Origin of the sequence: Devosia ginsengisoli (assembly GCF_024707105.1) — a bacterium.
Lineage (GTDB): Bacteria > Pseudomonadota > Alphaproteobacteria > Rhizobiales > Devosiaceae > Devosia > Devosia ginsengisoli_A.
Genome location: NZ_JANQAJ010000011.1, coordinates 754,200 through 768,303, shown reverse-complemented (window position 1 = coordinate 768,303; position 14,104 = coordinate 754,200). Strand labels below are relative to the sequence as shown.

Here is a 14,104-nt window from a genome sequence, read left to right as displayed (position 1 = left end):
CAGGCATGTGCAAAACCAAAAGCAGTATGATTTCTTATTGACAATGCCATTGCAGTCATACGAAAGTGCATGTCACCGAGACCGGAGGCAAATTCCGGCTGGCATCTGCTTACAAGCTTGATGGGAGGGAAAATTGAAGCATTTCAGGGTCGCCGCCATGGCGGGGATATCTTTTTTTGCGCTGGCCACGGCCGCGCTTGCGCAGGACTACAAGCAGGCTCCGGAACTCGACGCGCTGGTCGCCAGCGGCGACCTTCCGGCGGTCGCTGAACGCCTGGGCGCCGAGCCCCGCGTCATCGTTCCGGTGGGCGAGGTCGGCACCTATGGCGGCACGTTCCGCGGCGGCATGGTGGGCGGCAATGACCGCAACATGCTCTTCACCTATTTCGGCTACGAGCCCCTGCTGTCCTGGGATGCCGACTGGTCCGGCGAGGTGGTGCCCAATATCGCCACCGGCTATTCCGCCAGCGAAGACAGCAAATCCTTCACCTTCACCCTGCGCGACGGCATGAAATGGTCGGACGGCTCCCCATTCACTGCCGATGACGTGGCCTTCTTCATCGAGGACATCCTGCCTGATGAAAAACTCTTCCCGTCCAAGCCGGGCTGGCTGACCGTGGAAGGCGAACTGCCCACCATTTCCGTCGCCTCGCCGACCGAGTTCACCATTTCCTGGACCAAGCCCAACGGGTTGTTCATCATCAACGCCGCCAGTGTCTACGGCGTGCAATTAGCCCTGCTCAACAAGGCCTATTGCAGCCAGTTCCTGCCCAAATACAACGAGAATGCGGATGCCGAGGCCAAGGCGGCCGGGGCCGCCGACTGGTCGGAGCGCATGGTCGCCATGTGCGGCATCGGCATCGAGGCCATCGAGCGCTGGCGCAATCCGGAGCGCCCGACCCTCGAAGCCTGGCGCATCACCGAGCCCTACGAGGCCGGCGCCACCCGCGTCGCCTTCGAGCGCAATCCCTACTATTGGAAGGTCGATACATCGGGCAACCAGCTCCCCTATATCGATGACCTCAGCATTTCGGTGAATGCTGAGGCCCAGACCCTGCTGCTCAGCGTGCTGGCCGGCGAGATCGACTACGAGGTCCGCCACATCGCCAACCCCACCAACCTTCCGGTGCTGGCCGAAGGCATGGAAGCTGGCAGCTATCACATTAGCAGCCGCGAATCCCGCGTCGGCAATGCCATGACCATCTCGGTGAACCTGAATTCGCAGGACCCGATCAAGCAGCCGATCTTCAGCAACAAGGATTTCCGTATCGCGCTGTCCCACGCGCTGGATCGGCAGGCCATCATCGACACGCTCTATCTGGGGCAGGGGACCGCACAACAGGTCTCCCCGCGCCAAGGCACGCCCTTCTACAACGAAAAGCTGGCCACCCAGTACCTGGCCTATGACGTCGACGAGGCCAATCGCCTGCTCGACTCCATCGGCCTCGACAAGCGCGGCGGCAATGGCATGCGTCTGGCCCCCGATGGCAGTCCGCTCGTCGTCAACGTCGCCGCGGTGACCGCCCTCGGCGCCATGGCCGATGCGGCCGAACTCTTCGTGCAGTACTGGCAGGCCGTGGGCATCGACGCCCGCTTTGCCGCCATGGACCGCACGCGGTTCTACGAGGAAAAGACCGCCAGCCAGCATGACATCGTGGTCTGGGGCGCAACCTCTGGTGGCATCGACGTCTTCATCGATCCGCGCGACTACTTCCCCTTCTCCACCGAGAGCAATTTCGCCATCGAATGGGGCAAGTTCTACACCAATAGCGGTGGGCAGGAGCCGCCCGATTACGTCAAGGAGCAATGGTCGCTCTACGACCAGATCAAGGGCACATCCGACCCCGAACAGCAGGCCGCCCTGTTCCAGCAGATCCTCGATATTGCCGCCGATCAATTCTACCAGATTGGTGTCAGCACGGCGATCAACGGCTTCGCCGTGGTGGGTAACACCCTGGGCAATGTGCCCGAAAACACCCCGACGGGCTGGATCCACCCCGATCCGGGCACGCTGAATACCGAACAGTTCTACTTCAAGCAGTAGTAGGCTTCGGCGGTCCGGCCATCAGGCCGGGCCGCTCCCTGAACCGGGTGACCAGCATGTTGTTCTTCATTCTCAAGCGGATCGCCGGCATGATCCCGGCCATGCTGGCGATTTCCGTGCTGGCCTTCGTCGTTATCCAACTGCCACCCGGTGACTATGTCTCCACCTATGCCGCCCAGATCGCCCAATCCGGCGAGCGCGTCGATAGCGCCGTGCTCGAAAGCCTGCGCCAGCGCTACGGCCTGGGCGAAAATGTCGTGGTCCAGTATTTCAAATGGATCGGCGGCATTGCCCGTGGCGATTTCGGCGACAGCTTCGAATGGCGCCAGCCCGTCACCGAGCTCATCTGGGGCCGTATGGGCATGACGGCGCTGATCTCGCTCTGCACCCTGGTGCTGATGTGGGCCTTCTCGCTGCCGATAGGCATCTATTCGGCGGCGCGGCAATATTCGGTCACCGACTATCTCTCGACCGCCTTCGCCTTCCTCGCCATGGCGACCCCCAATTTCCTCCTGGCCATCGTGCTGCTTTACATCACCACCATGTGGTTCGGCGTCTCCGTCGGTGGCCTGTTCTCGCCCGCCTTCGAGAATGCGCCCTGGTCGCTGGCCAAGCTGTGGGATTTCATCACTCACGCCTGGGTGCCCATCTTCGTGCTCGGCACCGCCGGCACCGCCTCGCTCATCCGCATCATGCGCGCCAATCTGCTCGACGAACTGCACAAGCCCTATGTCGAAGCCGGCCGCGCCAAGGGTCTGCCCGAGGCCAGGCTGATCCTGACCTATCCGACCCGCGTCGCGCTCAACCCCTTCATTTCCACCGTCGGCTGGGTGCTGCCGGCGCTGATTTCGGGCGAACTCATCGTCTCCACCGTGCTCAACCTGCCCACCGCCGGCCCGCTGCTGCTGCAGGCGCTCAAGAGCCAGGACATGTACCTCGCCGGCGCCTTCATCCTGCTCAGTGGCGGCCTCGTTCTCATCGGCACGCTGGTTTCCGATATTCTTCTCGCCATTTCCGACCCGAGGATCCGCCTGTCATGACCCTCGAAAAACCCTTCAATGAAGACGACCTGCTCGACCAGCAGATCAATGCCGGGCAACTCCAGGCCGCGGGCCAATGGGCCATGGTGTGGAATAAGTTCCGCAAGCACCGGTTGGCCGTGGTTGCCCTGTTCGTCGTCGGCTTCATCTATTTCGTCGCGCTCTTCGCCGAATTCCTCGCCCCCTACGATCCGGGCAAGTTCGATCCGCGCTACACCTTCGCGCCGCCGCAGGGCATCGGCCTGTTCGTCGATGACGGGGCAGGGGGCTCGCACTTCCAGCCCCATGTCACCGGCTTCGATATCGTGCTCAATCCCACGAGCTTCCGCCGCGAATTCACGCCCGATCCGAGCCAGGTCATTCCCATCGGCTTCTTCGTCGCCGGCCAAACCTACAAGATGTGGGGCCTGTTCGAGACCAACCTGCACTTCATCGGCCCGCTCGATCCCAGCCAGCCGATGTTCCTCGTCGGCGCCGACCGCCTCGGCCGTGACCTGCTCAGCCGCACCATTCACGGCACCCGCATTTCCATGTCCATCGGCCTTGTCGGTGTCGGCCTCTCCCTGCTCATCGGTATGATCTTGGGCGGCATTTCCGGCTATCGCGGCGGCATGATCGACCGCGTCATCCAGCGCGTCATCGAATTCATCCGCTCGGTGCCCACCATTCCGCTCTGGCTCGGCCTCGCCGCCGCCATGCCCAAGGACTGGCCGCCCCTCCAGGTCTATTTCTCCATCCTGGTCATCCTGTCGCTGATCGGCTGGACCGAAATCGCCCGCGTCGTGCGCGGCCGCTTCCTCAGCCTCAGGACCGATGATTTCGTCATCGCCGCCCGGCTCGATGGCGTCAGCGAATTCCGCCTCATCATGCGCCACATGATGCCCTCGCTCTATTCGCACATCATCGCCGCCATCACGCTCGCCATTCCCAACATGATCCTGGCAGAAACCTCGCTCAGCTTCCTCGGCCTCGGCTTGCAGCCGCCTATCGTGAGCTGGGGCGTGCTGCTGCAGGACACGCAGAACCTGCGCGCCATCACTCAGGCGCCGTGGCTTTTCGTGCCGGGCATCTGCGTGGTCGTGGCCGTGCTGTCGCTCAACTTCCTCGGCGATGGCGTCCGCGACGCCGCCGACCCCTATGCCAAGTGAGGCTGTCATGACCGACAAACCCATCCTGCGGGTTAGCAACCTCTCCGTCGATTTCCCGATGCACAAGTCGGTGCTGCATGCCGTCAAGGATGTCAGCTTCGACCTCCATCGCGGCGAAACCCTCTGCGTCGTGGGCGAAAGCGGCTCGGGCAAATCAGTGACGGCTCGCGCCATCCTGCAACTCGTCGCCAAGCCGGGGGTCATCACGTCAGGCCAGATCAATCTCGCCTCGGAATCCGGCGAAATCGACATCGTCGCCTTGGGTAACAGTGGCCCGGCCATCCGCCAGATACGCGGCCGCCGCATCGCCATGATCTTCCAGGAACCGATGACGAGCCTGTCGCCGGTGCATACCATTGGTCACCAGATCGTCGAAACCATCCTGCTGCACGAAAAGATCAGCAAGGAAGAAGCCCGCAAGCGCGCCGCCGCTTTGCTCGACCGCGTGCGCATCCCCAACCCCGAAGCGGCGCTCGATCGCTATTCCTTCGAGTTTTCCGGCGGCATGCGCCAGCGCGCCATGATTGCCATGGCCCTGTCCTGCAATCCGGAAATCCTCATTGCCGACGAGCCGACCACCGCGCTCGACGTCACCACCCAGGCCGAAATCCTGTCGCTGATCCGCGAACTCCAGCGTGACCGCGGCATGGCTGTGCTCTTCATCACCCACGACATGGGCGTCGTCGCCCAGATTGCCGATCGGGTCATGGTGATGTTCCGCGGCGAAAAGGTCGAGGAAGCCAATGTCTTCGACCTCTTTGCCCGCCCGCAACAGGCCTATACGCGGGCATTGCTCGGCTCGGTGCTCAAGCTCGAAACGCCTGCGCCGCGCCCCACACGTCCAGTCGCGGAAACGCCCATCGCCCAGATCAACGACCTAGCGCTGCATTTCCCACTCAATCCCGGCTTCTTCGGCCGCCCCACTGCCTATCTCAAGGCCATCGACGGCATCAGCCTCACCATCAACGAGGGCGAGACGGTTGGTGTGGTCGGCGAATCCGGGTCCGGCAAGACCACGTTGGGCCGCACCCTGCTGCGCGTCTATACGCCCACCGATGGCCAGGTGAACTATCGCCGTGGCGACGGCACCACGGTCGATATCGCCTCGCTCGGCAAGGCCGGCATGAAGTCGCTCTATGGCGAAGTGCGGATGATCTTCCAGGATCCCCATTCCTCGCTCAATCCGCGCATGACCATCTACCAGATCATATCCGAGCCCCTGCGCACCAATACCGACATGTCCGAACACCAGATGATGGATCGGGTACAGGAATTGCTCACCCGCGTCGGCCTGCCCGCCGATATTGGCGACCGCTACCCCCACGCCTTCTCGGGCGGCCAGCGCCAGCGCATCTCCATCGCGCGCGCCATTGCCGTGCGTCCGCGCCTCATCATCGCCGACGAACCCACCTCGGCGCTCGATGTTTCACTCCGCCATCAGGTGCTCGACCTGATGCGCGACCTGCAATCCGAATTCGGCCTCTCCTACCTCTTCATCTCGCACGACATCTCGGTCATCCGCTATTTTTGCGACCGGGTCGCGGTGATGAAGAATGGCAGGATTGTCGAAATCGGCGATGTAGCGCAGATTTGCGAGCGCCCTGAACACGAATACACTAGGACGCTGATCAGCGCCGTGCCGCGTCCCGATCCGCGCCTGCGCGCCGACGCCCCCGCCTGAGGACTGCTCCCATGCCCCAAATCCTGTTGACCGGCGCTTCGGGACGGCTCGGTACCCATCTGCGCCACTGGTTCACCGCGCAGGGCAGGGCCTTCCTCGCCACAGATATCGTTCCGGCGCCCGATGGCGCCCCGGTCGAGATCGCAGACCTCGCCGATCGCGCCGCCGTCGACCGGCTGATGGCACAGGATATCTCCGCCGTCATCCATTTCGGCGGCATGTCCAAGGAAGCCGGCTGGCAGACGGTGCTCGAAGCCAACATCATGGGCAGCTACAATATCTTCGAATCCGCCCGCAAGGCCGGCGTCCCCCGCATCATCTTCGCCTCGTCCTACCACGTGCAAGGCATGTATCCGACTGACGAAACGCCCATCGCCCTGACCGATCCCTACCGCCCGGATCTCGCTCTACGGCGTCTCCAAGGCCTTTGGCGAAACCCTCAGCCGGCTCTATTTCGACAAGTTCGGCATCGAATGCCTGGCCGTCCGCATCTGTACCGCCGGCCAGCCCGGCACCACCCGCGAAGCCCGCCTCTGGTTCAATCGCGATGACCTGGCCAGCCTGATCGATCACGCGCTGGACCTGCCCAAACTGGGCCACCGCACCATCTTTGGCATCTCCGACAACCCCAACGCCTTCTTCGTCCAGGCCTCCAGACCCGACCTTCGGCTGGACCCCCGCCCATGGCTCGCTCGAACTCGGCACGCCCGACCCACGCGCGCCCCTCGACTCCGCCGATTCCCGCAACCAGTTGGCCGGCGGCATCTTCGCCCAATGGGGCCATTTCGACGACGGCGATCCCCGGTAAGGCAACCCGAGTCGTCAGCGACGTTACCGTTTGCCGATCCGCAGGTCCGGCATGCCGACCATTACTGATTGCGTCGGCGGCACCCAGATCGCATTATCCCGCGGCACCACGCTGCGGTAGACTATCGACGATAGGTAAGGCCGGATGCGAACGCGCGTAGCGAGGTTTGCGCAGATACCTCTGACGGCAAGCAACGGCTGGCACAATTCGGGTCTGCATGGTAGGTATACGGACGATTATTCAGTATCTTCGGCCATGGATATTTTAATACAAGTTGGATGAAATAGAATGAGCAGAAAAACTACTGCGATATTGTCATTGCTTGTTGTCACTGCCGCGATCGTCCTGCCAACTGGACCGGCCCTGGCCGACAGGGCCGCAAATTATCTCCGTGCGGTGATCAAGTGTACCGGAATGCTCATCACCGATTCGGCTCTCCACTCGGAGCGATGCCTTGGTGCCGGCTGGCAACAGACGCTCGATGCCGGTGGCGCGGCCCCTTCGAATTCCGGGGGCGGTTCTTCCGCCGCCGTCAGTTCGGGCAATGGCTCAGCTGGCCAGCCTGTCACCCAGGCTGGAATTTCAGGAGGGCAGGGTGCCAATGGCAGTGCCGGCGGCCCCACGGCACCCGTTGGCACACCTGGCAGCGGCGCGAGCGGCAGCTCTGGCGGTTCCGGTGGCATGGTATCTGGCAGTGGCGGAGCCGGCGGGTCGGGCGGCTCGGCTGGTTCCGGTGGCAGTGGCGGTAGCGGTAGCGGTAGCGGCGGAGTTGGTGGATCCGGCGGCTCGGGCGGTTCCGGCGGTCTTCTGTCTGGCAATGGCGGCTCTGGTGGATCCGGCGGTACTGGCGGCTCAGGTGGCGCGCTATTTGGCTCCGGCGGTACGGGTGGTTCTGGCGGCAATGGTGGAATTGCTGGCTCTGGCGGATCAGGTGGTTCCGGCGGCAACGGTGGAATTGGTGGCTCCGGTGGCTCTGGCGGTTCAGGTGGCTTCGCCGGCGGCCTGTAACGGCCCGAACCTACCCCCAGATTTCAAGGCCCGCTCCAACGGAGCCTTTCGTTCCGAAAGCCAAACAGAACCATCCACACTGCTCAACGCCTGTCCGGCGGCAACCAGTTCGCGATCTCTTGGCAGGGAGATTTTGGCTGGGGAACCTGGACCCTACCTTCGGAACTAGGACTATAGCCTTTTCAAAGGGTTAGCAAGATTTTCAGTCGAAAAAGTGGACCAAAGTGGATCACCAACTTGGACCCAAACTGGCACTGTTGCTGGTCGTATGCATAGAGCGGTCGCCACTGGACATTTGCAGACGCTCCCGCCTATCTGAATGCCAGACGCCCTAGGGGCCAACGGTAGGGATTCTGCGCAAAATGGCCAACAACAGAACTGTGTCGAAGGCAAAGGCCAACAAGCAGGATGAATTTTACACCCAGCTTAGCGATATCAGCAACGAGCTCAGACACTATAGGTCGCAACTTCGTGGAAAGACTATACTATGTAATTGTGACGACCCCTACGAGAGTAACTTCTTTAGATACTTTGCACTCAATTTCAACGCTCTTGGCCTCAAGAAGCTAATAGCAACCAGTTACAATAAATCAGCCATTGCCGGCGGGCACTTGCCACTTCTTGACATAGAGGGTTTGAAGCCAGAAGGTCAGCAACCCTACGCTATCGAAATCAACGAAGTCCCTGATCAAAACGGCGATGGGGCGATCGATCTGAGTGATGTCGAGTATCTTCTTAAGCACGACGCAAATACCGCGCGGGCTTTGAAGGGCGATTCCGAATGGGCAGCGGGCGACTTTCGAAGCTTCGAGTGCGTAAAGTATTTATCGCAGGCAGATGTTGTAGTGACCAACCCACCATTCTCTCTCTTCCGAGAATACGTCGCTCAAATTGCTGCGCACGAAAAACAGTTCCTCGTTATTGGCAACCAAAATGCCATTGACTACCGCGTCGTATTCGACCTCATCATTCAGGACAAGCTTTGGCTTGGCGTCGATAACGGCGGGACGAAGTGGTTCCGAGTGCCCGACGACTATGAGATCGCGACCGAGTCTCGTATAAAAGTAGAAGGTGGCGTCAAATACTTCAGTATGGGCAGTATCATGTGGTTCACCAACATGGACAATCCCAAACGCCACGATACCATTCCCCTCTACAAGGAATACAATAATAAGGACTACCCGACATACGATAATTATGATGCCATCGAGGTAAGCAGAGTGGCAGAAATTCCCATCGACTATGAGGGTGTCATGGGAGTGCCCATCACGTTCCTAGACAAATACAACCCAGCGCAATTCAAGATTGTGGGAATGTGCGAAAACCGAGACTTGTTCGGACTGAAGACGCGCACCTATACAACAGCGGAATGCCAAGATGCCTATTTCAGCATCTTCGGCAAAAAAGGGACATACGACCTGAACGCGGCTGCCGTGGTTCGCGGTCGAAAAGTCTACAAACGGCTTCTCATCAAGAGGAAGAGCTCGAATGGAAATCTCGCATAGGAGCGTCACAGTAGCTGAGCTTTTCGAGGGTTACCTTGATAGTGGCGAGCTTGGCGTTCGAGGCTTCGGGGGTCTTCTGGACATTCGCCCCGCGTATCAGCGCGAGTTCGTCTACGATGACAAACTCAAGAAGGCGGTGATCGGCACCCTTCGCCGGAATTTCCCACTCAACACTATGTATTGGGCTGTCTCTGGCGACGCATTCGAGTTGATGGACGGCCAGCAGCGCACCATCAGCATTTGCCAGTATGTCAACGGTGATTTTGCGGTTGATATTGATGGTTCGCCAATGTTCTTCACAAACTTGACAGCCGAACGACAGAAGCAAATTCTCGAATACAAGCTGTCTGTTTATGTGTGCGAAGGCTCGGATGGCGACAAGCTCGAATGGTTTAGAATAATTAACATAGCAGGTCTAAAACTGGAGCCGCAGGAGCTCCGGAACGCGATCTATACTGGACCCTGGCTTTCGGACGCGAAGAAGTGGTTTTCGAAGAACGGTGCGCCAGCGGTCGCAATAGGTGCCAAGCTTTTGACCGGAACTCCCAATCGACAGGCCTATCTGGAAACCGCGCTCGACTGGATTTCAAAGGGCCACATCGAACAATATATGGCCGAGCATCAGCGCAACCCTAACGCCAACCCGCTTTGGACCTACTTCAAAAACGTCATCGATTGGGTGGATTTAACCTTTCCCAAGCATCGCAAGGAAATGAAAGGGGTGTCTTGGGGGCCGCTCTACGACCAATTTGGCAATCAGCCGCTTGATCCGGTGGTGTTGGAAGCCCGGGTTAGCCAGTTGATGAGCGATAATGACGTTACGAAGAAGTCGGGTATCTACGATTTCGTTTTGAGTGGAAGGGAAAGCGCCCTTTCGATCAGGGCCTTCGACGACAACATGAAGAGGGAGGCTTACGAAACACAGGCCGGAATTTGCCCTGCCTGCCCCCCTGATCGAGGCCCATGGGCCCTGAGCGAGATGGAGGCCGATCACATCACACCCTGGAGCAAGAACGGGAAAACAACCGCAGAAAACTGTCAGATGCTCTGCAAACCACACAACCGCACCAAGAGCGGAAAATAAGACGCTCCGGTCTTGAAAGTATTCCTATTTAGGAATATTGTCAGCTCACGATCCACCGCGAGCAGCCCTGTTGCCATTTACTGACTTCCTTCCTGCGGTCTTCCGCAAGGCCGATCCTGAGCCCGCACCCCAGCCGGTGACGCTCACCGACACGAATGCCCTCTGGCTCTTCGGCGCCGCACCGACCTATTCGAACATTTCGCTGACGCCGAAGTCGGCAATGCAGGTGCCTGCCGTTTCGTCGGCAGTGGAGTTGATCGCTGAGGCAGTCGGCACGCTCCCGGTGAAGCTGTTCGTGCGTAATGCCAAGGGCAAGGAAGCCGACCAGGCGCACCCTGCCTTTCGTCTTGCGCATGATGAGGCCAATGACTGGACCAGCGCCGCCGAACTGCGCACACAGCTCACTCATGATGCGCTGCTGCATGACCGTGGCGGCTTCGCCCTTGCCAACCGTGTTGATGGTCGCGTTGTCGAGTTCATCCGGCTTGATCCGACCACGGTCGAACCCAAGACCGACGATGCGACCGGCGAACCATTCTATGTTGTCCGGCAGGGCCGCAAGAACGTCCGCTATGAGTATCGTGACGTTCTGCATATTCAGGCGTTCGGCGGGTCCGCGCCTATCAACCGCGCCCGCAACGCCATCGCCCTGGCTATGGACCTTGAGCGCCATGCCGCGAAACTCTTCACCAACGGAGCGCGCCCGTCCGGCATCCTCAGCACCGACGCTAAGAGCCCGGCAGCGCTTAAGAACATTGCCGACATGTGGAATGCCACGTTCGGTGATCCCAGCAACACCGGTAAGCCCGCCATCCTGCCCGAAGGCACCGCCTATCAGCAAACCGGCTTGTCCAGCACCGATGCTCAGTTTGAGCAGATGTGAGCTGCTGCCGGTTCGGTGGACACGAAGTTAGGCTAGCTTAGCTTGCTCTTCGTATTCCACGGGGCTCAGATAGCCCAGCGTCGAGTGTCTGCGCCTCGGGTTGTAGAAGCGCTCAATATAGTCGAACACATCGGCCTTGGCATCATCCCTGGTGCGATAGACCTTGCGGGCGGTGCGTTCGGTCTTGAGCGATGAGAAGAAGCTCTCCATCGCCGCCTTGTCCCAGACATTGCCGGACCGGCTCATCGAGCAGGTGATGCCATGATCGGCCATCAGCCGCTGGAACTGCTCGCTGGTATATTGGCTGCCCTGGTCGGAGTGGTGCAGCAGGCTGTCGGGTTTGCCGCGACGCCAGATGGCCATGATCAGCGCATCGGTCACCAGTTGAGCGGCCATCGATGAGCTCATCGACCAGCCCACCACCCGGCGGGAGTAGAGGTCGACCACCGCCGCCACATAGAGCCAGCCCTGGGCCGTCCAGATATAGGTGAAGTCAGCGATCCACTTCTGGTTCGGCGCCGACGCCACGAACGACCGGTCCAGGATGTTGGGCGAGGCCGCATGGCGCTGCCCGCCATCCTTGGGCAGGCCCCGTCGGCGCGGACGAGCCCGCAGACCTTCCTGGCGCATCAGCCGCTCAATGCGATGCAGACCGGCGTCGAGCCCTTCGGCCAGCACGTCGTGCCATACCCGTCGAGCGCCATAGGTGCGATCACTTCCGGCAAAGCTGGACCGGATCCCGGCGACGAGCACCTCGTCATACTGAGCCCGTCTACTCGGCGAGCGGTTGAGCCAGGCATGGAAGCCCGAGCGAGACACACCGAGCGCCTCACAGATCCACGAGACCGGCCAGATCCCTCGGTGCTTCGCCACGAAAGAGAACCTCATATCGAGTCCCTGGCGAAGTAGGCCGCGGCTTTTTTAGGATATCGCGCTCCGCCTTGAGCTTGGCGACCTCGCGGCGCAGCTTCTCGATCTCGAGCTGCTCGGGCTTCATCTGCCCATGACCGGGGAAGGCCTGCTGCGGATCGGCCGACTGCTCGCGCACCCATTTGCGCAACACGTTCACATGCAGGTCCAGATCACGGGCCGCCTGCGCGACCGCAACGCCCCGTTCCCTGACCAGCTTAACAGCCTCGAGCTTGAACTCCCGGCTGAACTTGCGTCTCTCCATCAAAACTCTCCAGTTCCAAAAACACCTTAACTCGGTGTCCTCAAAACCGGCAGCAGCTCACAACGTGAGCAATGAAGCCCATCTCGACCAGCTTGGAATGCACCGGCACCACACGAAATGATCCCTTGGTCTTGAGGCTCTTTTCTTCGTCGCCTTCATCGGTGAGATGCATCACCCAGACGCCGTGCATCTGCCGCACATCGTCCACCAGAAGCTGCGCAATCTCGCCGGGCCGCGCGCCCGAATACATCATCACATGCGGTAGCCAATACCGGTGATCCCTGATGAGGTGATCACCGGGCATGTGCCACTTCACCTCATTCTTGCAGCCGGTGAAGAATGGCGAGGCAAACAATACCTGGCGCTCTTCGTCCGTGAAGGGCCGCACGTTCGTCTTGGTCTTGTCCACCGACAGATACATATCGGGGAAGGGATTGGCGGTGAGGTAGTCGTGCGCCACCAGCCAGTTGCAGAAGGCACTAAACGCGGCAATGTAGCGGTTGACGGTCTTTGCCATGATAACCGGCTTTGGAGTGTTTGACTGGCGATTAGCCGCGACGATTTCCTTGATGCCCAAGCCCCGGAAAATGCCGATTTCCGCAGCCTTAACCGGATATTCCATAAGCAGGGCCTTCCATTCGCGCGCTGCCTTCTTATCCAGCCTAGTCACCGGAAAGTCGCTGCCGACCAGTTCAATGAACGTGCCAATATCGCGCCGCGCCTGCATGATGGCACCAATCTTGATCCGCTTCGGGTTTTCCTTGGCGTAGCGCTCAAACAGGTCCAACAGCCGCTCGCCCGGCTTGGCGACCTCTGCCGTGGCCGCTGGCCGCGTCACTACAGGATCGGCGGGCATCCCGGCATAGTTGCCCATGTCGCGCTCACCAGCCCGCTGTAGTGCCTCAATCTGGGCGCGCATCAGTCGGAAGCAAAGCTCCCGATATTGGGCGCTGCCCTTCTCTACAATGAGCTGGTGCTGGTCAATGAAGCTATCCGCTGCCCAATGCACCAGAACAGTCTCACCCCGGCCCAGGTGGTCGCGCAGCGCCTTCAAATGATATTGCCGAATGTCCTTGGCAGTTGCCTGGTCGGTGCCGGGCAGGGCGCGTGCCAGATCATCGTGCCGAAGCTCACTGACGTATTGTTCCCAAGTGGCATTGGAGAAGTCCGCTTCAGTCATGTCACGGCGGCGGCGAAGATCATCAAACTTCTGGTGCCATTCGGAAAGCACCGACAGCTTGCGCACGTTGGCGGTGCGGCGGTCTTTCGTCCGAAGTGAGCGGATTAGCTCAGCCGTGCCCATGAGTTGTTGAAGCTCAACAGGCACCTTGAGACGGGCGTAGTAGACAGAACCACGAGTCTTGAGATTGGAGCCGGAAGTCATGCAATTCTCCTTCCCCAAAGTTATAGCCATCCGGTGCCGCGATGCAGGCGATTGTGCCTGAAAGTGGATCACTAAAGTGGATCACTTGGCGGCGAAAAAGCCCTGCAAAAGCAAGAACTTATAACGAAACCAATGACTTAGGAAGGATTGGCTGGGGAACCTGGATTCGAACCAAGATTGACGGAGTCAGAGTCCGCTGTTCTACCGTTGAACTATTCCCCAGCAAGGGACCGGGCATTGCCCGTCGGTGTGGCGCGGAGCGGTAACGCGTCCGGCGCGGGCACTGCATAGACAATGCGGATTGAGATTGCAAGCGCATCTGACATGCCGCCCACGCGCCACGGC

The 14,104-nt window shown here is 60.1% G+C and carries 11 protein-coding genes and 1 tRNA gene; 9 read left to right on the top strand and 3 right to left on the bottom strand.

Features of this window, described 5'->3' with window-relative positions; translation table 11 throughout:
• Positions 1 to 133 precede the first annotated feature (133 nt).
• The 9 genes from NVV79_RS17775 to NVV79_RS17735 all read left to right on the top strand — a co-directional run bounded on the left by NVV79_RS17775 (position 134) and on the right by NVV79_RS17735 (position 11,201).
• Positions 134 to 2,044, top strand: a complete 1,911-nt coding sequence (locus NVV79_RS17775) for an ABC transporter substrate-binding protein (protein ID WP_303991995.1) — start codon at positions 134 to 136, stop codon at positions 2,042 to 2,044.
• A 56-nt stretch (positions 2,045 to 2,100) separates the two neighbouring features.
• Positions 2,101 to 3,084, top strand: coding sequence for an ABC transporter permease (locus NVV79_RS17770; RefSeq protein WP_303991992.1), 984 nt, complete (start codon positions 2,101 to 2,103; stop codon positions 3,082 to 3,084).
• On the top strand, positions 3,081 to 4,232 hold the full coding sequence (locus NVV79_RS17765; RefSeq protein ID WP_303991989.1) for an ABC transporter permease: 1,152 nt from the start codon (positions 3,081 to 3,083) through the stop codon (positions 4,230 to 4,232). The genes NVV79_RS17770 and NVV79_RS17765 overlap by 4 nt, the downstream gene beginning before the upstream one ends.
• A 7-nt stretch (positions 4,233 to 4,239) precedes the next feature.
• Positions 4,240 to 5,913 (top strand): ABC transporter ATP-binding protein, encoded by a 1,674-nt coding sequence (locus tag NVV79_RS17760; RefSeq protein ID WP_303991986.1) that lies wholly within the window; start codon positions 4,240 to 4,242, stop codon positions 5,911 to 5,913.
• 11 nt (positions 5,914 to 5,924) lie between these two features.
• Positions 5,925 to 6,464: an NAD(P)-dependent oxidoreductase gene (locus tag NVV79_RS17755; protein WP_303991982.1), complete on the top strand. Its 540-nt coding sequence runs from the start codon at positions 5,925 to 5,927 to the stop codon at positions 6,462 to 6,464.
• A 1,029-nt stretch (positions 6,465 to 7,493) separates the two neighbouring features.
• Positions 7,494 to 7,898 carry a hypothetical protein gene (locus tag NVV79_RS17750; RefSeq protein ID WP_303991980.1) on the top strand — a complete coding sequence of 135 codons (405 nt, stop codon included), beginning with the start codon at positions 7,494 to 7,496 and terminating at the stop codon, positions 7,896 to 7,898.
• Positions 7,899 to 8,091: 193 nt separating this feature from the next.
• Positions 8,092 to 9,234, top strand: coding sequence for an adenine-specific methyltransferase EcoRI family protein (locus tag NVV79_RS17745; RefSeq protein ID WP_303991979.1), 1,143 nt, complete (start codon positions 8,092 to 8,094; stop codon positions 9,232 to 9,234).
• Positions 9,218 to 10,318: a DUF262 domain-containing protein gene (locus tag NVV79_RS17740; RefSeq protein WP_303991976.1), complete on the top strand. Its 1,101-nt coding sequence runs from the start codon at positions 9,218 to 9,220 to the stop codon at positions 10,316 to 10,318. The genes NVV79_RS17745 and NVV79_RS17740 overlap by 17 nt, the downstream gene beginning before the upstream one ends.
• Before the next feature lie 70 nt (positions 10,319 to 10,388).
• Positions 10,389 to 11,201 carry a phage portal protein gene (locus NVV79_RS17735; protein WP_303991974.1) on the top strand — a complete coding sequence of 271 codons (813 nt, stop codon included), beginning with the start codon at positions 10,389 to 10,391 and terminating at the stop codon, positions 11,199 to 11,201.
• A gap of 27 nt (positions 11,202 to 11,228) precedes the next feature.
• Here the strand turns inward: NVV79_RS17735 and NVV79_RS17730 are convergent.
• The 3 genes from NVV79_RS17730 to NVV79_RS17720 form a co-directional block, all read right to left on the bottom strand.
• Positions 11,229 to 12,375 (bottom strand): IS3 family transposase gene (locus tag NVV79_RS17730; RefSeq protein WP_303991972.1). Its coding sequence is split into 2 segments (ribosomal slippage): positions 11,229 to 12,117 and positions 12,116 to 12,375, totalling 1,149 coding nucleotides; the frame shifts between segments, so codons are not numbered across the junction.
• A gap of 40 nt (positions 12,376 to 12,415) precedes the next feature.
• Entirely contained in the window at positions 12,416 to 13,759 is a 1,344-nt protein-coding gene (locus NVV79_RS17725; protein ID WP_303991969.1) for a DUF6538 domain-containing protein, read from the bottom strand.
• A 148-nt stretch (positions 13,760 to 13,907) separates the two neighbouring features.
• Positions 13,908 to 13,981: transfer RNA gene (locus NVV79_RS17720), tRNA-Gln, on the bottom strand.
• Positions 13,982 to 14,104: the final 123 nt, after the last annotated feature.

Coding starts and splice junctions, on each gene's coding strand:
- NVV79_RS17770 (WP_303991992.1), top strand. CDS start 2,101: ATGTTGTTCTTCATTCTCAAGCGGATCGCCGGCATGATCCCGGCCATG.
- NVV79_RS17760 (WP_303991986.1), top strand. CDS start 4,240: ATGACCGACAAACCCATCCTGCGGGTTAGCAACCTCTCCGTCGATTTC.
- NVV79_RS17755 (WP_303991982.1), top strand. CDS start 5,925: ATGCCCCAAATCCTGTTGACCGGCGCTTCGGGACGGCTCGGTACCCAT.
- NVV79_RS17725 (WP_303991969.1), bottom strand. CDS start 13,759: ATGACTTCCGGCTCCAATCTCAAGACTCGTGGTTCTGTCTACTACGCC.
- NVV79_RS17740 (WP_303991976.1), top strand. CDS start 9,218: ATGGAAATCTCGCATAGGAGCGTCACAGTAGCTGAGCTTTTCGAGGGT.
- NVV79_RS17745 (WP_303991979.1), top strand. CDS start 8,092: ATGGCCAACAACAGAACTGTGTCGAAGGCAAAGGCCAACAAGCAGGAT.
- NVV79_RS17765 (WP_303991989.1), top strand. CDS start 3,081: ATGACCCTCGAAAAACCCTTCAATGAAGACGACCTGCTCGACCAGCAG.